Origin of the sequence: Gordonia polyisoprenivorans NBRC 16320 = JCM 10675, from assembly GCF_000241325.1 — a bacterium.
Lineage (GTDB): Bacteria > Actinomycetota > Actinomycetes > Mycobacteriales > Mycobacteriaceae > Gordonia > Gordonia polyisoprenivorans.
In genome coordinates this window covers 37,251-57,190 of the sequence record NZ_BAEI01000064.1, presented here as the reverse complement: position 1 = coordinate 57,190, position 19,940 = coordinate 37,251, and the positions used below count along the sequence as shown (strand labels likewise).

The 19,940-nt window shown below is 66.6% G+C and carries 16 protein-coding genes; 12 read left to right on the top strand and 4 right to left on the bottom strand.

The features are described from left to right. The first annotated feature begins 292 nt into the window (after positions 1–292). From GOPIP_RS29140 to GOPIP_RS16550, 5 genes are all read left to right on the top strand, one after another. The gene (locus GOPIP_RS29140; protein ID WP_168436289.1) at positions 293–433 is read left to right on the top strand and encodes a hypothetical protein; all 141 of its coding nucleotides are present in this window, start codon (positions 293–295) and stop codon (positions 431–433) included. Between the two features lie 629 nt (positions 434–1,062). Continuing rightward, positions 1,063–2,208, top strand: coding sequence for a TIGR03364 family FAD-dependent oxidoreductase (locus tag GOPIP_RS16565; protein ID WP_035728255.1), 1,146 nt, complete (start codon positions 1,063–1,065; stop codon positions 2,206–2,208). 62 nt (positions 2,209–2,270) lie between these two features. Then, positions 2,271–2,954 (top strand): phosphonatase-like hydrolase, encoded by a 684-nt coding sequence (locus tag GOPIP_RS16560; RefSeq protein WP_006370888.1) that lies wholly within the window; start codon positions 2,271–2,273, stop codon positions 2,952–2,954. A 380-nt stretch (positions 2,955–3,334) separates the two neighbouring features. After that, complete coding sequence (locus tag GOPIP_RS16555) at positions 3,335–4,711, top strand: MFS transporter (protein ID WP_006370887.1); 1,377 nt, start codon at positions 3,335–3,337, stop codon at positions 4,709–4,711. 88 nt (positions 4,712–4,799) lie between these two features. After that, positions 4,800–5,549, top strand: coding sequence for a GntR family transcriptional regulator (locus tag GOPIP_RS16550; protein WP_170320222.1), 750 nt, complete (start codon positions 4,800–4,802; stop codon positions 5,547–5,549). 22 nt (positions 5,550–5,571) lie between these two features. Here the strand turns inward: GOPIP_RS16550 and GOPIP_RS16545 are convergent, their stop codons facing one another. Then, positions 5,572–6,729 carry a nucleoside triphosphate pyrophosphohydrolase gene (locus GOPIP_RS16545; RefSeq protein ID WP_035728253.1) on the bottom strand — a complete coding sequence of 386 codons (1,158 nt, stop codon included), beginning with the start codon at positions 6,727–6,729 and terminating at the stop codon, positions 5,572–5,574. Positions 6,730–7,033: 304 nt separating this feature from the next. On the opposite strand from GOPIP_RS16545, the gene GOPIP_RS16540 reads away from it, so the two are divergent. Beyond that, entirely contained in the window at positions 7,034–8,176 is a 1,143-nt protein-coding gene (locus tag GOPIP_RS16540; protein WP_035728234.1) for a M48 family metallopeptidase, read from the top strand. On the opposite strand, the gene mfd is transcribed toward GOPIP_RS16540, so the two are convergent. After that, on the bottom strand, positions 8,173–11,748 hold the full coding sequence (gene mfd, locus GOPIP_RS16535; RefSeq protein WP_006370883.1) for a transcription-repair coupling factor: 3,576 nt from the start codon (positions 11,746–11,748) through the stop codon (positions 8,173–8,175). The genes GOPIP_RS16540 and mfd overlap by 4 nt on opposite strands. A 90-nt stretch (positions 11,749–11,838) precedes the next feature. On the opposite strand from mfd, the gene GOPIP_RS16530 reads away from it, so the two are divergent. Continuing rightward, positions 11,839–12,633 (top strand): dioxygenase family protein, encoded by a 795-nt coding sequence (locus GOPIP_RS16530; RefSeq protein WP_035728232.1) that lies wholly within the window; start codon positions 11,839–11,841, stop codon positions 12,631–12,633. 176 nt (positions 12,634–12,809) lie between these two features. Here the strand turns inward: GOPIP_RS16530 and GOPIP_RS16525 are convergent, their stop codons facing one another. Then, on the bottom strand, positions 12,810–13,505 hold the full coding sequence (locus GOPIP_RS16525; protein WP_006370881.1) for a TetR/AcrR family transcriptional regulator: 696 nt from the start codon (positions 13,503–13,505) through the stop codon (positions 12,810–12,812). A 281-nt stretch (positions 13,506–13,786) separates the two neighbouring features. Here GOPIP_RS16525 and GOPIP_RS16520 point away from each other — a divergent pair, with 281 nt between their 5' ends. From GOPIP_RS16520 to GOPIP_RS16505, 4 genes are read left to right on the top strand one after another with little or no spacing between them, the layout of a single operon-like run. Continuing rightward, the gene (locus GOPIP_RS16520; protein WP_006370880.1) at positions 13,787–14,431 is read left to right on the top strand and encodes an ABC transporter permease; all 645 of its coding nucleotides are present in this window, start codon (positions 13,787–13,789) and stop codon (positions 14,429–14,431) included. Then, the gene (locus GOPIP_RS16515; RefSeq protein WP_006370879.1) at positions 14,428–15,735 is read left to right on the top strand and encodes an ABC transporter ATP-binding protein; all 1,308 of its coding nucleotides are present in this window, start codon (positions 14,428–14,430) and stop codon (positions 15,733–15,735) included. Before GOPIP_RS16520 ends, GOPIP_RS16515 begins: the two co-directional genes overlap by 4 nt. After that, on the top strand, positions 15,732–16,535 hold the full coding sequence (locus tag GOPIP_RS16510) for an ABC transporter permease (RefSeq protein ID WP_006370878.1): 804 nt from the start codon (positions 15,732–15,734) through the stop codon (positions 16,533–16,535). Before GOPIP_RS16515 ends, GOPIP_RS16510 begins: the two co-directional genes overlap by 4 nt. Further along, complete coding sequence (locus GOPIP_RS16505) at positions 16,535–17,539, top strand: glycine betaine ABC transporter substrate-binding protein (RefSeq protein ID WP_006370877.1); 1,005 nt, start codon at positions 16,535–16,537, stop codon at positions 17,537–17,539. The genes GOPIP_RS16510 and GOPIP_RS16505 overlap by 1 nt, the downstream gene beginning before the upstream one ends. Positions 17,540–17,551: 12 nt before the next feature. Here GOPIP_RS16505 and GOPIP_RS16500 read toward each other — a convergent pair whose 3' ends face one another. Further along, on the bottom strand, positions 17,552–18,229 hold the full coding sequence (locus GOPIP_RS16500) for a TetR/AcrR family transcriptional regulator (protein WP_006370876.1): 678 nt from the start codon (positions 18,227–18,229) through the stop codon (positions 17,552–17,554). A 99-nt stretch (positions 18,230–18,328) separates the two neighbouring features. On the opposite strand from GOPIP_RS16500, the gene GOPIP_RS16495 reads away from it, so the two are divergent. After that, on the top strand, positions 18,329–19,852 hold the full coding sequence (locus GOPIP_RS16495) for an MFS transporter (protein WP_006370875.1): 1,524 nt from the start codon (positions 18,329–18,331) through the stop codon (positions 19,850–19,852). The last annotated feature ends 88 nt before the right edge of the window (positions 19,853–19,940 follow it).

The window sequence follows — 19,940 nt, the reverse complement described above, 5'->3', positions numbered from 1 at the left end:
GACACCATCGCCGTCGACGCCATCCCCTACCCGGACCGGTAAGAAGCTGAAGGTCCCCGTCAAACGGCTCATCCAGGGTCGGCCGCTCGCGCAGATCATCGGCACCGACACCGTCGACGACCCCGATGCGCTCGCCGCCTTCGCCCGATTCGCCCACCGCACCTGAGCTCTCGATGCCTGAGCACTCCGTGTCCGGGGTCCGGCACCCAGGATCGTCGATGTCCACGCGCACGCACTGCCCGACTGATACGTCCAGACGACCATCGCCTCGGGACACCGTGTCCCCGATGCGATGCCGGGTTGGCCGGACTGGTCACCGCGTGCGCATCTGGACATGATGGAGTCGGTCGGCATCGGCCGGTCGGTGCTGTCGATCTCGTCACCCGGTGTGCATTTCGGCGACGACGCGCAGGCCCGTGACCTGGCCTGGTAGGTCGGTGACTTCATGGCTCCGCTGCATGCCGAACACCCCGACCGATTCGATTACTTCGCGTCTTTGCCGTTGCCCGATGTGGGTACGGCGATCGCTGAGACCCGCCACACCGCCGGCCTCGACGGCTGTGCGGGCGTGTGCATCGAAACCAATGCGCACGGAACCTATCTGGATGATCCGGGCCCGTTGCCGCTACGGAACGAGCTCGACCGCCGCCGGAGTGTGGTGTTCATTCACCCCACCTCGCCTGCGGGTTTCGATCCGACGCAGATGGGGATGCCCAAGCCGCTACTGGAGTTCCTGTTCGATTCGACCCGGACCGTTATCGCACTGGCCGCTCGACGCCGTTCGCTGAGCCCTCACTCCCTCACCACGTGCGGTGCGCCTGCGCGGCCGTATCGTCGACGACGGCCTCTACGGCGACGACCGTCCGGAGCCGCACCGCCGCTACCCCGATCTCAAAGCCTGACTGGGCGTCGGCTCCTCCTGACACGTCCGCCGTCCAGCGACGGATGTTCCCGATCTCGTAACCCCACGCTTACCGCATGTAGCCCCGCCGAAACGTTAGTTGTATACCTTTCTTCTCAGTAAGTATTGACATCGCAGGGCACCAGCGGGAAGCTATGACCATGATCACACCACGCACCTCCTACGACGTCGTTGTCGTCGGAGCCGGCATCGTCGGCCTCGCCCACGCTTATCACGCACTACGACGCGGGCTCTCGGTCGCCGTCGTCGAGCACAATGATCGAATCGCAGGCGCGTCGGTCCGCAACTTCGGTCACGCATGCATGACCGCCCAGTCCGGGCAAGCACTGGACTACGCGCGTGCCGGACGCCGCCACTGGCTCGACCTCGCCGGGAAGGCCGGATTCTGGGCGGCGCCGACCGGCACCACCGTCCTGGCCCGGCACGCCGACGAACTGGCCGTGATGAATGAGTTCGCACAGGCACGCGGGGAGTCCGCAGCGGTGCTCCTCGACCGCGACACGGTCCTCGACCGGGTTCCGGCCGCCGCCAACGGCGTGGTCGGCGGCATGCACCTGCCGGCAGATCTCCAGGTCGACCCACGTACCGCCGCCCCACAACTCGCCGCATGGCTCGAGACGCAGGGCGTCAGCTTCTTCTGGCGCACCGCAGCAACCTCTTTCGACACCGGACTGGTCCGCACCTCCCGGGGTGAACTGCGCGCCGGTACCACCTTCATCACGGTGAATCACGACATCGATCGACTCTTCCCCGAGGTCGCCGAAGACATCAACCTGCAACGGTGCCGCCTGCACATGATCAAAGCCGCTGTGCCGACCCGCTTCCCGCTGACCACGCCCCTGTTCACCGGGTGGTCGCTGTTGCGCTACAGCGGTTTCGAGACCATGCCGTCGCTGCACCGGGTCGCCCAACGGCTGCACACCGCCCACCCCGAATACACCGCACTCGACCTCCACCAGATGTACACGCCCCAACCCGACGGCACCCTGTTGATCGGCGACACCCACCTCCGCGAGGTCACCGAATCGCCGTTCCAGGGCGAGGACGGATTCACATGCCTCCTCGAGGTCACCCGAGAGTTGTTCGGGGTCAACAGCATCGACGTGATCGAGCGCTGGCAGGGTGTGTATGCGAGCGCACCCGGCCGCGAATTCCTGCTGCGCGAACCACTTCCCGGCACCCACATCGTCACCGTCACCACCGGAATCGGCATGACCACCTGCATGGGTCTCGCCGAGTCCAGCGTCACCGCCGCATTCGATCCGTCGACCAGTTTCGCCGTCTGAGCCTCAGCACCGACCACGACCGGCACTTCGCCGGCCCTCGAAAACAAAGGAGCAATACCCACATGTCCACTCTCCCCACCGAACTCATCGTCTTCGACATGGCGGGCACCACCGTCGCCGACGAAGGACTCGTGATCGCGAGCTTCCGCGCCGCCGACGAGCACGCCGGGCTGTCGCGCACCGACGCGGACCGCGCGGCGATGCTCGACTACGTCTCCGAGACCATGGGGCAGTCGAAAATCACCGTGTTCCGCCACCTCACCAAGGGCAACGAGGAACAGGCGCAGTCGGCGAACAAGGAGTTCGAACGGACCTATGCCCAGCTCGTCGGCGAGGGCCGGTGTTCACCGATGCCCGGCGCCGAGGAACTGTTCTCACAGTGCCGTGAGATCGGCGTGAAGATCGCTCTCACCACCGGTTTCGCGCAGCAGACCCAGGAAGCCATCCTCGAGGCACTCGGCTGGAACGACATCGCCGACGTCGTCCTCTGCCCCGGCGAGGAACTCCGTGGCCGCCCCCACCCCGACATGCCGCTGGCCGCCCTGATCAAGACCCGCACCAGCGCCGTCGAGGCCATGATGGTGGTCGGCGACACCGCGTCCGACGTCACGACCGGACTCCGCGCCGGCGCCGGCCTCGTCGTCGGAGTGCTCTCCGGGGCCCACGACGCCGAGGCACTGCGAGCCGCGGGCGCGCACGAAGTCGTCGACAGCGTCGCCGATCTGGGAGGTCTGATCCGCCGGTAACACCTCGACGCTTCGCAGAAGCACGCAGACCCTCCCGACGACCTGTCGTCGGGCTTCCCCAACCAGTTCCGAGTTTGACCGCCTGGACCACGAGTCCACGAAGGGTGTTCCCTTCCTTGATCGGGCCGCCTACCGCGGCCGGGATCCCGAGGGCGGGTTCGCGGTTTCCCGCCGACGAACCCGCCCGGGACATCCATCCCACGCCGGTCTGATCGCCGCCCGTCCGCGCGGCATCCCGGCCCACCCACGGCACCTGTCGACGCATCGTCGTCGCTGCGTCGATATCGCGCACAGCGCATCTCCCGATTTCTCACGCGTTCAGCGTGCCACCCACCTTGGCGTGCGCACCATGTGTTCGCCCCGTCCACCCGAAGGACGCCATGTCTCCCACCCCACGCTCGACCACCACCGGATCACAGTCTGTGGCCGACACCACGATCACCGCAACCACCGACATCACCGGAAGCTACCGGCGTTGGCGCATCCAGATCTTCGCGATCACTTGGATCATCTACGCCGGGTTCTATTTCACCCGCCAGGCGTTCTCGGTCGCCAAACTCGGCATCCTCGAGGACCCGATTCTCTCGACGAGTCTGTCCAAGGAGGTACTGGCCAACCTCGACGCGGTGTATCTCACTGCCTACGCCTGCGGCCAATTCGTCTGGGGCGCCTTGTCGGATCGCATCGGCCCGCGTCGTGTGCTACTCGGCGGACTCGTCGCCTCGGCGTTCGCCGCCGTCTTCATGGGACTGCTTCCGGCGCTGCTGTTCCTCGTGCCGTTGATGGTCATGCAGGGTCTGGCGCAATCGACCGGTTGGTCGGGAACCCTGACCAACATGGCCAAGTTCTTCACCATCGCCGAGCGCGGACGGATTCTCGGATTGTGGTCCACCAACTACGCTTTCGGCGGTCTGGCCGCGGCACCGTTCCTGGGGTGGATCGCCTACAGCATCTTCGACAGTTGGCGGGTGGCGTTCTTCGCCGGCGCGGTGGTCGTCCTCATCGTCGCCGTGGCAACCTGGCGGCTGCAGCGCAACGCGCCGTCGGAGGTGGGACTGCCCGAGATCGAGGAATTCCGCTCCGCCATGGGAGAACCCGCCCCGGTCGGTGAAGTCACCGACGACGAACACGAGATGGCGCGGGAGATCTCCTCGTCGGGATGGCAGAACTACCGCGCCGTGCTCGGCAACTCGATGGTGCTCACCCTCGGCGCCACCTACTTCCTACTCAAGCCCGCTCGGTACGCAATCCTGTTGTGGGGCCCGGTGATCGTCGCCGAGCGCCTGACCCACGCGTCCAACCTGGAGGCCATCACCATCCCCGTCGCCTTCGGGGTTGCCGGTGTCGCGGCGCCGATCCTGTTCGGATTCCTCTCCGACCGGGTCTTCCACGCCAAGCGAATTCCGGCCTGCGTGCTGTCGCTGTGCATCCTGATCGCCGCGCTGGTCCTGTTCACCCCGCTCACGGCCACCGGGAACGTGTGGATCATGGTCGCCGTGCTCGCCGTCATCGGCCTGACCCTCTACGGCGCCGACGCCATGGTGTCGTGTGTCTCGGCCGTCGACTTCGGCACGTCCAAGCATGCCGGGGCCGCAACCGGGATCATCAACGGATGCGGTTCGGTGGGCGCCATCTTCGGCGGCCTGTTACCCGGGTACCTCGGGACGACGGCACTGTTCTACGGATTCGCCGGCGCTGCCGCGATCGCGGCGGTCATCCTGGCTCGGCACTGGAATCGCGTTCCCAGCAACGAGTGATCCGTCGGGGCCGCCGCCGCATACCGCAATCCCGAAAATAAGGTAGGTACACAAGTCGAGAAGTAGTACAGTGCCCAGGAACGGTGCAGTGTGGTCACAAGCGGAGGTGGCGGTGTCCCCGAGATATCAAGAGATCTACGAGGCGCTGCGCCACCAGATCGTTGACGGCACCTATCAACCCGGCGACGAGTTGCCGCCGGAGACCGTTCTGATGGATCAATGGCAGGTCTCGCGCGGCCCGATTCGGCAGGCGCTCTACAAGTTACGGACCGAGGGGTTCATCTACACGACCCGCGGACGACCGGCGCGCGTACGACGACCGCACTCCCCGACGCAGACATTGTCGTCGTTCACCCCGTTCTCGCAATGGGCGCTGACCACCGGCCGGGAACCGGGTAACCACACGATCAGTGTGGCCCGCACCCGGGTGACCGCCGAGATCGCCGAGGCGTTGCAGATCGGGGTCGACGACTTCTTGATCGAGGTGGTCCGCCTGCGCACCCTCGACGGCATTCCGGCACTGCTGGAGCGCAGCCGCTTCACCACCGATGTCGGGGCGAGCTTGTTCGACTTCGATCCCGACAAGGGGTCGATCACCGATCATCTCGTGGACGAGGGAGTGCAGTTCGCCTCGATGCGTCACGAACTCGACGCCGTTGCCGCCGATGCCACCGACGCCGAAGCACTCCAGATCGATTCGGGGGCACCGCTCCTGCGAGAGCGGCGCACCAGTTACGACCCGCAGGGCCGACCGTTCGAGTACTCCGACGACCGTTATCGCCCCGACCAGGTGACGTTCTCGATCATGAACACGATGACCGGCGACGAACGCGGGTGAGGCCGGCCGGCGCGCGCGGCGGTCAGTGCGTGGGGGGTTCGGTCGTGTCGACGACCTCGACGTCGATGATCTCCTCCTCGGAGACCTCGACGGCGACGCGCGCACCCGACGGGCCCGATTCATCGGGCGCCACCGATTCACCTACCTCGTCGTCGGCGGACTCGGTCACCACCGGTATCTCGTCGGTGATCTCCGTCCGGGCCTCGGCGGGGGGTTCGCGGCGCGATTCCTGTTCGGCCACATCCGCATCGCCGGATTCCGGTACGGCCGTCCCGTCAAGCCCTGCCGTCTCGTCGAGGACGGCCGCCCAGGAGACCGGGCCGTCGAGGGTCACGCCGTCACGTGCCGCTTGCTCCTCGACAGCGCGAACCTGGGCCATCAGGTCCAGCGTGCGGCGACGCGCCTGGTCCTCGACGCTGTCGTCGCCGGCCGTCACGGTCACCGAGAGTACGGCCGGGTCAATACGCTGCACCGGATATCCGGCGGCGGTGAGCCTTTCGAGGACCTTCTGGGTCAACGCCAGCGCCGGCGCCGTGGTGGCGATCCCGTCGAGTACCGATCCGCGGTTCTTCTCGGCGGCTTTGCGCTCCTCCCACTCGCGGATCTGTGTCTCGAGGTCGGCATGGGCACCGGACAGCACACCGGGCGTGCGGCCGCTGACCTTCTCGGTGAAACTGCGTGCCACCGCATCGATGTCGAAGGGATCGGTGGGATGATCGGCGGCGATCCGGGCATGAAAGAGGACCTGTAGCAACAGGTCTCCCAGCTCCTCCCGCAGGCTCGCCTGATCCCCCGCGTCGATGGCGTCGAGGAGTTCGTAGGCCTCCTCGAGGAGATAGCGTCGCAACGAGGCATGGGTCTGTTGACTCTCCCACGGACCGTTGCGGCGCAACGTGTCCATCAGTGCGACCGCGGGCAGCAGGTCGCTGCCGCTCGGGATCGTCGCGGCGATCACCTGGTCTCCCTGCGCGATTCGCGCGGCCACCAGTGGATGGTGCCGATCCGTGGACAGCAGCGTCCCGGCGATCTCGTCCTCGGTGAACACCGGCTCGAAGTGATCGAGGTCCCACAGCACGGTGGTCGGGACGTCCTCGGTGACGTAGACGGTGCCGGACAGGTGGGCGCGGGCGCGTACGGGGATCATGTCCGGGCGGAGCGGATCGAGCAGGACCACCGTCATCTCCAGGTGCCTTTCGTCTGCGGGCTGCGACAACAGCACACGGTAGGGAACAACATCGCGGTAGCTCACCGACAACATCACAACGGTAATCGCTGCACAAGCGACATCGTGGGACGTCACCGAGCGGGTCTCGCAGGACGACGACAGTCGTTTGCGCCCACCGAGGTAACCGCTCGATCAGCTCCATCCCCGCAGTCGTCCGACCACATGAATGTCACGCGCCATTGCCGATGATCAATAGCTGATTCGCTACCCTATACCCTGTCCGAATCGTCGGAGATCCGTGTCGTGGGAGGGAAGCCACATGTCGAGTTCCACCGAGGTCGTCGCGTCGCGAGCGCAGTTCCCCGGGATCAGTTCGCGCACCTGGGAGCACCCGTCCGACCGCACCGCGCTGACGGCGCTGCGCAAGCTCAAGGGATTCGACCAGGTCCTCAAGACGCTGTCGGGGCTGCTACGAGAGCGTCAGCATCGGCTCCTGTACCTGGCCACGTCGGCGCGCGCAAGCGACAAGCAGTTCGCCGACCTCGATACGCTGCTCGGTGAGTGCGTTGCCACGCTCGATGCCCCGACGACACCCGAACTGTTCGTCACACAGTCGCCGATCGTGAACGCCTACTGCATCGGCATGGACACGCCGTTCATCGTGGTGACCTCGGCGATGTACGAGCTGATGGATCACGACGAGATGCGCTTTGTGATCGGACACGAACTCGGACACGCACTTTCCGGCCATGCGGTGTACCGCACGATGCTCATGCACCTCACCCGGCTCGCCGCGTCCATCGGTTTCATCCCGATCGGTGGATGGGCCCTGCGCGCGGTGGTCGCCGCGTTGATGGAATGGCAACGCAAGTCCGAGCTCTCCGGAGATCGCGCCGGCCTTTTGTGTTGCCAGGACCTCGACGTCGCGCTACGGGTCGAGCTCAAGCTCGCGGGTGGCAAGCACCTCGAGCAGATGGACACCCAGGCCTTCGTGGCGCAGGCCCGGGAGTACGAGCGCACCGGGGACCTGCGCGACGGCGTGCTCAAACTGTTGAATCTCGAGTTGGCGACCCATCCCTTCTCGGTGCTGCGCGCAGCCGAACTCACCCGCTGGGTCGACCGCGGCGAGTACGGCCGAATCGTCTCCGGCACATACCCGTTGCGCACCGATGACGACACCGCAAAGTTCTCCGACGACGCCGGGGAGGCCGCCCGCACCTATCGCGACAACTTCGACGAGTCGCAGGACCCACTGGTCAAGGGGCTGCGCGACGGACTCTCCGGCGTGGTCGACGGCGTCGGGCAGGCCGCGGCCGACGTCGCGGTCACCGTCAACCGCAAGTTCTCCCAGTGGCGGACGAACGCCCAGCAGAAGTACGACGAGACCAACCAAACCCCGCCGGCCCCCGACTCTGAGGCCACCGACTCTGACACCCCCGACTCTGACGCCACCGACTCCTAGGCTGCCGGCGTGGGCTTGAGCTGAGTCAGGAACGTCGTCAGGTAGTCGATGAGTTCGTTGTCGCGCAGACGCGCGGATCCGACCCCACCGGTGCGCGGGATCGGCAGCGTCACGACCGACGTGGTGGCGCGGTAGGACGCCGCCGAATACAGCCGCTTGAGTCGGACCTGTTCACTGTCGAGCAGATGCAGCGGCGAGATCTTGACGTTGGTGCCGACCGCACCGATCTCGGCGACACCCCGTTCTCGGCACCGCAGACGGAGTTTCGCGATCGCGGCGAGTCGCCGGGTTTCCTCCGGCGGTTCGCCGTACCGGTCGAGCAACTCCGCGAGCACCGCAGACACCTCGTCGTCGTCGGTGGCCGAGGCGAGTTTGCGATACGCCTCGAGACGCAGACGATCGGAGTCGACGTATTCGACCGGGATGTGGGCGTCGACCGGGAGATCGATGCGCACCTCCGTCGATTCCTCGGTGGTGACCGGTGTGCCGTCGGCCGCGGCCCGGTAGGCCTCCACCGCCTCGCCGACCAGACGGACGTACAGATCGAAACCGACGCCCGCGACGTGTCCGGATTGCTCTGCGCCGAGGACGTTTCCGGCCCCGCGCAGCTCGAGGTCCTTGAGCGCCACCGCCATTCCGGCGCCGAGCTCATTGTTCTGCGCGATGGTCGCCAGGCGGTCGTAGGCCGTCTCGGTGAGCGGTTTCTCGGGACTGTAGAGCAGATAGGCGTATCCGCGTTCACGACTGCGGCCGACGCGTCCACGCAACTGATGCAGCTGCGACAGGCCGAGATTCTCGGCGCGGTCGACGATCAGGGTGTTCGCGTTGGAGATGTCGAGTCCGGTCTCGATGATGGTGGTACACACCAGCACGTCGTATTCGCGGTTCCAGAATCCGGACACGGTGCGCTCGAGCTGATCCTCGTTCATCTGTCCGTGTGCGACCACCACCCGCGCCTCGGGCACCATGTCGGCGATGTCCTTGGCGGTCTTGTCGATGGTCGAGACCCGATTGTGGACGTAGAAGATCTGCCCGTCACGCAACAGTTCTCGGCGAATCGCCGCGGCAACCTGCTTGCGCGCGTAGGCGCCGACATAGGTCAGCACCGGGTGACGTTCCTCGGGCGGGGTGAGGATCGTCGACATCTCGCGGATGCCCGCCATCGACATCTCCAGGGTGCGCGGGATCGGCGTCGCCGACATCGTCAGCACGTCGACATGGGTGCGCAGCGATTTGATGTGTTCCTTGTGCTCGACCCCGAAGCGCTGCTCCTCGTCGACGATCACCAGACCGAGGTCCTTCCAGACGATCCCGGTCTGCAGCAGGCGATGGGTGCCGATGACGACGTCGACCGAACCCTGTGCCATCTGCTCGATGATCTCCTTGGACTCCTTGGCGTCGGTGAAGCGCGACAGGCCACGCACCCGCACCGGGAACCCGGCCATCCGTTCGGTGAAGGTCTGCAGATGTTGTTGCGCCAGAATGGTTGTCGGGACCAGCACGGCAACCTGCTTGCCGTCCTGGACGGCCTTGAACGCCGCGCGCACCGCGATCTCGGTCTTGCCATAGCCGACGTCACCGACGATGACGCGGTCCATCGGGACCGCCTTTTCCATGTCGTCCTTGACCTCGCCGATCACCGTCATCTGGTCGACGGTCTCGGTGAAGTCGAAGGCGTCCTCCATCTCACGCTGCCACGGCGTGTCGGGACTGAAGGCGTAGCCCGGGGCGGCGTGGCGGGCGGCGTACAGTTGCACGAGCTCACCGGCGATCTCGCGAACCGCCTTGCGCGCCTTGCGTTTGGTGTTCTGCCAATCCGACCCGCCGAGTTTCGACAGGGACGGTTGCTCACCGCCGACGTAGCGGGAGAGCTGGTCGAGGGCATCCATCGGCACGTAGAGCCGGTCGCCGGGTTGCCCGCGTTTGCCCGCCGCGTATTCGAGCACGAGGTACTCCCGCCGCGCACCCGAGACGGTGCGTTCGATCATCTCGACGAACTTGCCGATGCCATGCTGGTCGTGCACCACGAGATCACCGGCGGTCAGCGCGAGCGGATCAACCTGGTTGCGCCGCTTGGCCGGGAGCCGTCGCCCGTCACGCACGGCCGCGACCCGCGCTCCGGTCAGGTCGCTCTCGGTGACGATCACCAGTCCGGCCGACGGCGCGATCACGCCGCGCCGCAGGGTGCCGCAGTACACGCTCACCTCCCCGGCGACCGGTGGCGCGCCGGCGTCGGCGAGCTTGTGCGGAACCTCGGCGTCCGACAGCCGTTCGGCGATGCGGGTTGCGGTTCCCTTGCCCGCCACCACGATCGCCGCGGGTTTGCCGGTGGCGACGTGCGCGCGGAGCATCGCGAACGTCTGCGCGATCTCGTCGTCGCTGCCGTGCGGAGTGGGCCCCGGGGTCAGGTCGAGGTCGAATTCGGCGTCGAAACCCGACGACAGCGGGCTCATCGTCCACCAGGACCGCCCGGCCTCGACCGTGGTGTCGAGAACCTCGTCGAGCGGCCGATACGCGCTGGCCTGCAAGTCGATTCCGGCGGAACCGCCGCGGGTGTCGACCGGCGCCGAGGCACCCAGTGCGGCGGCGTTCCAGGACGCCTCGAGGAACTCCGCACCGGTGGCGGCGAGGTCGGCGGCGCGGGTCCGGACCTTCTCCGGATCGAGGATCAACACCCGCGACCCGTCGGGCAGGACCTCGGTGAGCAACTGCATCCGTCCGTCGACCAGCGCCGGGATGAGGGCCTCCATCCCCTCCACCGGAATGCCCTCGGAGAGTTTGGTCAGCATCTCCGACAACGCCTGATCTGCGGAATGTTCGGCGGCGAGATCGGCCGCCCGGTTGCGCACCTGATCGGTCAGCACGAGTTCACGGCACGGGTGGATCTGTACCACCGAGGCGTCGACCTCGGGCTGGCTGCGCTGATCGGCCACCGAGAACGCCCGCATCTCGGTGATCTCGTCGCCCCAGAACTCCACTCGGACCGGATAGTCCGCAGTCGTCGGGAACACGTCGAGGATGCCTCCACGGACCGCGAACTCACCCCGACGACCGACCATGTCGACGCGCTCGTAGGCCATCTCGACGAGGTCGGCGAGCAGCTTGTCGAAATCGATCTCGATGTTCTCGCGCAGCGTGATGGTGCGGACCTCACCGAGCCCCGGCGCCATGGGCTGGACCAGCGAGCGCACCGTCGTCACGATCACCCGTAGCGGCGTCTTTCCCGGCTCGGCGAGTCGATGCAACACCGCGAGACGGCGACCGACGGTGTCGGCGCTCGGTGAGAGGCGTTCGTGCGGCAGGGTCTCCCACGACGGGAACTGCGCGACCGCGTCGGGATCGTCGAGCAGTTCGGCCAGTTCGGCGGTCAGGTCGTCGGCTTCGCGACCGTTGGCCGAGACCACCAGCAGCGGCGCGGTGCCGTGCGCGAGGGCGGCCACCACGAAGGGGCGCGCGGCGTCGGGTCCGGTGATGTCGAGACGGGGGGTGTCGCCCTTCTCGCGCAGGGCGGACAGCGATGCGTCCGAGCACGTGACCGCGGCGAGCCCGGCGAGGGCAGGTGAAGAGGACACTCGTGTGATTGTAGGTCGTGTGCCGGAGGCCACCATCGCGCGGGCGGATCGCCGCGAAATGAAACGGACCGCGGTTCTGTTTCGTATCGTATGACCATGTCAGAAGTACCGTCGCGTGCGCCCGTCCTGTTCTTGAGCCACGGCGCCCCGCCACTCGTCGACAGCGCGCTGTGGGTGGAGCAGTTGCGTGCGCTGGCGGGGCGACTCCCCCGACCGCGCGCGATCCTCGTCGTGTCGGCGCATTGGGAGGCCGCGCCGCTGACGATCGGCTCCACCGACTCGCGCACGCCGCTGACCTACGACTTCTGGGGATTCGACGAGCGCTTCTACCGCACCACCTACGACTCGCCGGGCGCTCCTGACCTCGCCGCCCGGGTCGAGGCACTGATGCCCGACGGCACCCCGGTCGCCCACGACGCCCGCCGACGTCTCGATCACGGCGCCTACGTTCCGTTGACCGTGATGTACCCCGACGCGCAGATCCCCGTCCTGCAGGTGTCACTGCCGACGCTCGAACCCGAGGCACTGCTGGCGCTCGGCAGGCGACTGGCCCCCTTGCGTGACGAGGGCGTGCTCGTCATCGGCTCCGGCTTCACCACTCACGGGCTGCCGTACCTGACCGATCGGCGTCCCGACGCGGCGGCGCCGACGTGGTCGGCCGAGTTCGACGCATGGGCGCATGAGTGTTTCGCCGCCGGGGATGTGGAGTCGCTCATCGACTTTCGGCGCCGGGCCCCGGGAATGCCCTACGCGCACCCCACCATCGAGCACTTCGCACCGCTGTTCGTCGCACTCGGCGCGGGCGACGATCCCGAACAGCGGCCCGACGAGGCGATCGACGGTTTCTGGATGGGACTGGCCAAACGCAGCGTCGTGCTGACCTAGGGCGTGTCTCCCAATTCCTCTGCGATGGATTTGCGAGGTCGATGGTTTCCTGGCAAGGCGGAGGAGGGAGCGATAGCGGAGCTATCGTGACCGACGACAACGCCGCCAGGGGGCCATCGAGCCGCAAAGACGCGCAAAGGGAATTGGGAGACATGCCCTAGCGAACCTGGCGGTTCTCAGTCCGCCTCGGGGGTGCGGTGATCGGGTTCGACGTAGTCGGGTCCGACGAGTTCGGGATGCGGGTCGAGGCGGGTCAGCCCGTTCCAGCACAGATTCACCAGATGGGCGGCGACCACCTCTTTCGACGGCTCGCGCACGTCGAGCCACCACTGCGCGGTCACCGAGACCATGCCGACGAGCGCCTGCGCATAGAGGGGCGCGAGCGTCGGCTCGAAGCCGCGCCGCTCGAAGTCGCCGGCCAGGATGTGTTCGACCTGGCTGATGGCGTCGTTGAGCAGGCTGGAGTAGGTCGCCGTCTCGCTGCTGTTGGTGGAGTCGCCGCGCACCAGGATCCGAAATCCGTCGGTGCGCTCCTCCATGTAGGTCAACAGCGCCAGCGCCACCTGCTGGATGCGATACAGCGAGCGGTTCTTGCTCAGTGACGAGGTGACCATCTCCAGGAGTGTCTCCATCTCCCGGTCCACCACGACGGCATACAGCCCCTCCTTGCCGCCGAAATGCTCGTAGACGATCGGTTTGGACACCCCGGCGCGCTGCGCGATCTCCTCGATCGAGGTGGCCTCGAAACCACGCTCGGCGAACAATCCTCGCGCCACCTCGATGAGTTGCAGCCGCCGCTGCGCACCGGTCATCCGGGCCCGCGGAGCGCGCTGGACCTCGTCGGACTTGTCGGTGGGACGACTGACTGCCATGCCGACCAGCTTACGACCTCGATGAAACCCAGGGCATCCGCCGAACGGACCCCGGGTGACCCGCCGCCCCCACCTGCGACACCGTCGATCCGATCATCGGGAATCTTTGTGACCTCATCGATATCTATGCAGGTCAGCGGCGGCGTACGGAGACCGATTCGACGACCCGGGGAGACCTTTGCGCGCGAATTGCGCCACCGCGCCGCACATTCCGCCGTAAGGTGATCCAAGGTCGATTGCGTCTACCGCGCAAGTGCCCCATGCGTGAAGGGATGTCGGACGTGCACCTTTGGGACTACATCTCGCAGCACGCAAGCACTCTGACGTTCCTGACGTACCAACACGCCTCCCTGGCTTTTCAAACCGTCCTGGTGGGAACGGCGATCGCCATCGTCGTCGCCGTTCTGGTGTACCGGCTGCCACTGGCCTCGGCGCTGACCCTGACGTCGAGCCGCGTGGCCCTGACGATTCCGTCACTGGCCCTGTTGGCGCTGCTGATCGTGCCCTTCGGACTCGGTGTGGTGCCCTCGTTCCTCATGCTCGCGTTCTTCGCGACGATGCCGGTGATCGGCAACGCCGTCGTCGGACTGCGCTCGGTACCGGGCACAGTCGTCGAAGCCGCTCGCGGAATCGGGTTGTCGCGGTGGCGAATACTGCTCACCGTCGAGCTGCCGATCGCGTGGCCGGTGATCCTCACCGGTATCCGGGTCTCGACCCAGATGATCGTCGGTGTCGCCGCGATCGTCGCCTACGTACTCGGTCCCGGTCTGGGATCGCTCATCTTCAGCGGGCTTTCGCGCCTCGGCGGCGCGAACGCATTGGAAATGGCTCTCACCGGAACGATTCTCATCGTCATCGTCGCCCTGGTCTTCGATGCCCTACTCGTTCTGCTCGGCCGACTCACCATCTCGAGGGGACTGAAATGACCCAGCCAGCCGACGCCACCGTCTCGGCGGCCGCCAGCGACCGCACCGTCACCGGCGCGTCGATCACCCTCGAGGGTGTCGTCAAAAGGTATCGGGGACAGGACAAACCCGCTGTGGAGCGTCTCGACCTCGACATCGATGCCGGGCACATCGTGGCGTTCGTCGGGCCGTCCGGATGCGGCAAGACGACGACCCTGAAGATGATCAACCGACTGATCGAGCCGACCGAGGGTCGGATCTACATCGGTGGCCGCGATGTCACCAAGGAGAACCCCGACAAGCTGCGGCAGTCGATCGGATACGTCATCCAGTCCGGCGGGCTGTTCCCGCACTGGGACGTCGCCAAGAACATCGGGGCGATTCCCCGGGTCCTCGGCTGGAACAAGAAACGCATCGCCGAGCGCACCGAATACCTACTCGATCTCGTCGGCCTCGACGCCGACGCATTCGCCCACCGGCTCCCCAAGGACATGTCCGGCGGTCAGCAGCAGCGCGTCGGTGTGGCCCGCGCGCTCGCCGCCGACCCGCCCGTCCTGCTCATGGACGAGCCCTTCGGCGCGGTCGATCCGATCACCCGGGTCCGCTTGCAGGACAGCCTGATCGGCATCCAGAAGGAACTCGGCAAGACGATCGTGATCGTCACCCACGATTTCGAGGAGGCCACCAAACTCGGTGACAAGGTGCTCATCCTGTCGCAGGGCGGCCACGTCGAGCAGTACGCCACCCCCGAGGAGATCCTCGCCAACCCGGCCACACCCTTCGTCGAGGAGTTCATCGGATCCGGTGCGACACTGGCTCATCTGACGCTGTCACGGGTCCGCGACGTCGCCCACGACGAGGTGACGACCGTCCACGTGGGCGAACCGGCCGCCGACGCCCTCACCCGGGCCCGCGCAGCCGGCCACAAATGGGTGGTCGTCGTCGACCAGGCGGGCCACCCACGTGCGTGGCCGTCGCTGGAGGAACTCGCGAGCAAGAAAACCGTGTCGGACTATGTCGACCAACGACTTCCGGTGGTGGCATCCTCGTCGACCCTCAACGACGCACTCGACACGATGCTCGCCGCGAGTCAGGGCGGAACACTGGTGACCGATCGACGGGGCGCGGTGATCGGGTCCCTGGGCATCAAATCGGTCATGGACATCATCCAGGCCCAGCTCGCCGAGGCGAGAGAGGAAGAGTCGCACACCTCCTACATCGAACACGCCGACGGTACCGGGCCCATCGAGACACCGATCGTGGCCGCCACCGACGACGGTGAGGACGACGTGGACGCCGGCGAGCGAACGGCGTCGGGCGCATGACGAGCGTCGAGGCGGCCGGCGCCACCGGGATCGCGGCCGAGCGGCCCGGGGCGATGAGTTCGGCGCTGCAACGGTTTCGGCGGTTCCCGATGGACGTGTGGTTGGAGCCGCTGCTCATCGTCGTCATCGGTGTCGGCTACATCATCTGGTATCAGTCCACGACGTTCACCGAGACCGAGAGCGCCGCGCTGTCGTGGTCGACCCTGCAGACCACGATCCTCGATCACATCAAACTGACCCTGGTGGCGACGGTGATCGTGGTGGTCATCGCCATCCCCCTGGGCATCCTGCTGACCCGCCCGTCGATGCGCTGGCTCAACCCGATCGCGGTGAACATCGCCAATATCGGTCAGGCCGCCCCCGCCGTGGGCCTACTCGTGCTGTTCACCTTCTGGCTCGGGACCGGATTCCGTACTGCGGTGGTCGGTTTGGTCGTGTACGCGATCCTGCCGATCCTGCAGAACACCATCGTCGGTCTGCAACAGGTGGACCGCCGCACGATCGAGGCCTCGCGAGGCATCGGCATGTCCGCGGCCCGCACGCTCGTGCTCGTCGAACTGCCGCTGGCCGTGCCGGTGATCCTCAACGGCGTGCGCACGGCGCTAGTCATCCTGGTCGGTACCGCAACCCTGAGTACCTTCATCGGTGCCACCAGCCTGGGGACACTCATCACCACCGGTATCACGTTGTTCTTGCCGAAACTGCTGATCTCCGGAGCGATCCTGGTGGGTCTGCTGGCCCTGATCATCGATTGGCTCGGCCGGCTCGTCGAGCTGGTGGCCACACCGCGAGGGATCTGATGTCGACCCTGAATCGTTCGAACCGCTCCGGACGCCGCCCGCTCTCGGCGCTGCTGATCCTCGCCGTGAGCGTCCTGGTCATCGCCGGGTGCGGCTTGGTCAGCTCGTCGGGCACCTTCCACAAATCCTCGCTGCCCGACGGCAAGACACCACTCGCCGGGGCCGAGATCACGGTCACGTCCAAGAATTTCACCGAGAGCATCCTGCTGGGCAAGATCGCCGCCACCTATCTCGCGGCGGCCGGCGCCGATGTCACCGACCTCACCAACGCACCCGGGTCGGCCTCGAGCCGCCAGGCGATGCTCAACGGCGCCGCGGATCTGGCGTGGGAGTACACCGGTACCGCGTGGGTGACCTACCTGCACGAGACCAAGGTCATCCCCGACCCCCAACAGTTGTGGCAGCAGGTCCACGACGTCGAACTCGCCCAGAATCATCTGGCGTGGTTGCCGCCCGCGAATTTCAACGACACCTACGCGTTCGCGGCGTCGTCGTCGACGGCCAAGCGGCTCAACGTCACCACGATGTCGGACATCGCCCGCCTGCCCGTCGATCAGCGCACCTTCTGTGTCAACGACGAGTTCTTCTCGCGCCCAGACGGATTCCTGCCCATGCTCAAGACCTACGACATGCCCTACAACGCGCCCAACGGGGTGCCGTCGGGCAACGTCACGCAGATGGATTCCGGCGTGGTCTACACCTCCACCGCCAAGAGTTCACCGTGCAATTTCGGCATGGTGTACACCACCGACGGCCGCATCAAGAATCTCGACCTCAAGGTGCTCGTCGACGACAAGAAGTACTTCCTGCCCTACAGCGGGACCGTCGTGGTCCGTGAATCCGTCCTGAAGGCGCATCCGGAGATCGCGCCGCTGATGGCCACGATCTCGGAGCGTCTGACCGACGAACTCATGCAGGAGCTCAACGGCCGCGTCGACATCGACGGTCAGGATCCCTCCGACGTTGCCTACGACTGGCTCAAGAGCGAGAAACTCATCACCTAGTCGCCCGGGTCCTCACCGTCCGGCCTTGTGCGCCTTCTGCATCTCGCGGATCTGCTCCGGGGTCATCGGCGGCGCACCGAGCGTGGTGCGGGACGGTTCGGCGCTGACGGCGTCGAGGATGAGGTCGAGGTAGCGACGCCAGGTGCCCGGCGCGCACTGCTCGGTGACCTCGGAGACCGCCTTGAGCATGGTGAACAGCGCGTAGAAATCGGTGGGGGTCAGATCCGGCCGGAGCACACCCGCGGCCATCGCGCGGTCGAAGATCTTCTCGATGCGCTCGGACAGGGTGGCCTTGAGGGCCTCGATCTCGGGATTGCTGTGGTCGATCGTCATGATGATCGCGGCCAGACCCCGATCCTCCGACATCACCTGACACATCCAGGTCATCAACCCCACCACGGCATTCCACGGGTCCTCGTCGTCGATCGCCTCACCGGTCCGGGCGACCACCGATTTCAGGTGTTCCAGGAAAACGCCGAACACCAGGTCGTCGCGATTGGCGAAGCGCCGGTACACGGTGCCCACCCCTACGCCGGCGGCCTCGGCGACGTCGTCGAGCGACACGTCGAGTCCACGCTCGGCGAAGAGCCCCCGCGCCGCGGAGATGATCCGCAGCCGGTTGCGTTCGGCGTCCGCGCGCAGCGGTTTACCCGACGAAGCGGACGTATCCGACGCAGATGCAGTGGTCATGGTCACAGATTAGCAAACGGAGGAATCATCTCCAGTTGGGTGCCGTTGTCACCCAGGTAACCGGAGGCATGTCCTCCACCTAGTCCACAGGGAGTCCCCATGACAACAACTCTCGAAAAGTCCGGAGACGGCGAACTCGCGGTTCCCGCCGAGTCGGCAGCCGACCGGCACCATCGCCTGCGGTGGGTCATTCTCGGCGTGCTCGGCCTCGCCCAGCTGATGGTCGTGCTCGACGCCACCATCGTCAACATCGCACTGCCGCACGCACAAACCGCCCTGCAGTTCGGCGACGCCGACCGGCAGTGGATCGTCACCGCCTATGCCCTCGCCTTCGGCAGCCTGCTGCTACTCGGCGGCCGCCTCTCCGACCTGCTGGGCAGGCGGACCACCTTCATCATCGGCCTCGTAGGATTCGCGGTCATGTCGGCGGTCGGCGGTGCCGCGGTCAACTTCGACATGTTGGTCGCCGCACGTGCCGGTCAGGGTGTCTTCGGCGCACTGCTGGCTCCGGCCGCTCTGTCGCTGCTCACCACGACGTTCACCGATCCGTCCGAGCGCGGCAAGGCCTTCGGCATCTTCGGAGCGATCGCCGGCGGCGGTGGCGCCCTGGGCCTGCTGCTCGGCGGCATGCTCACCGAGTGGGCCGACTGGCGCTGGTGCCTCTACGTCAATCTGGTGATCGCCGCGATCGCGCTGGTCGGTGCCGTCCTGTTCATCGGTCCGCATCGCGCCGAGGTCCGGCCCAAGCTGGATCTCCCCGGCGTCGTCACGGTATCGGCCGCCCTGTTCTCCATCGTCTACGGCTTCTCCAACGCCGAGACCAACGGCTGGAATGACTGGGCGACCATCACCTGGCTGGTGGCCGGTGCCGCCCTGCTGGCCCTGTTCGTGTGGCTGCAGTCGCGCACCCCGCACGCCCTGCTCCCCCTGCGCGTGATCCTCGACCGCACTCGCGGTGGCTCCTACCTCGCGGTGTTCATCGTCGGTATCGGGATGTTCGGCATCTTCCTGTTCCTCACCTACTACCTGCAGCAGAACCTGCAGTTCAGCCCGGTCCGCACCGGCCTGGCGTTCCTGCCGATGATCGGCGCCCTGATCGTCACCGCGACGACCTCGACCGCGGTGCTGCTGCCCCGCTTCGGCCCGCGCTGGTTGATGACCATCGGTTTGTCGATCGCAGCGGTCGGCATGGTGTTCCTCACCCAGCTCGACGACTCGAGCACCTATGCGGCCAACATCCTGCCCGGCCTGCTGATCATGGGCGTCGGCCTCGGCGCCTCGATGGCGCCGGCCATGCAGGGCGCGATCTCGGGGGTCTCACCCGAGGACGCGGGCGTCGCGTCGGCCACGGTCAACACCATGCAGCAGGTCGGCGGTTCGGTGGGGACAGCCCTGCTGAGCACCATCGCCTCGAGTGCCGCAGCCTCCTATGCGACGTCGAACGCCGCTCACGCAACGAGCCTCGAGCAGCTCAAGATGATGGCCGCCGTGCACTCCTACACCGTGGCCTTCTGGGTGGCGGCCGGCGTGTTCGCGCTCGGCGCGCTGATCGCAGCGGTCGTCATCCGCAGCGGACCGCTGCCGGTGACCGAGGGTGATGAGGTCATGGTGGCCGCCCACTAGGAGTGCGACTCGAGCCGTAGCGGCTCGATGCGCCGTCCACACCCGGCCCGGTCCCCCGTCAGGGGTGGCCGGGCCGTCTGTATGACCG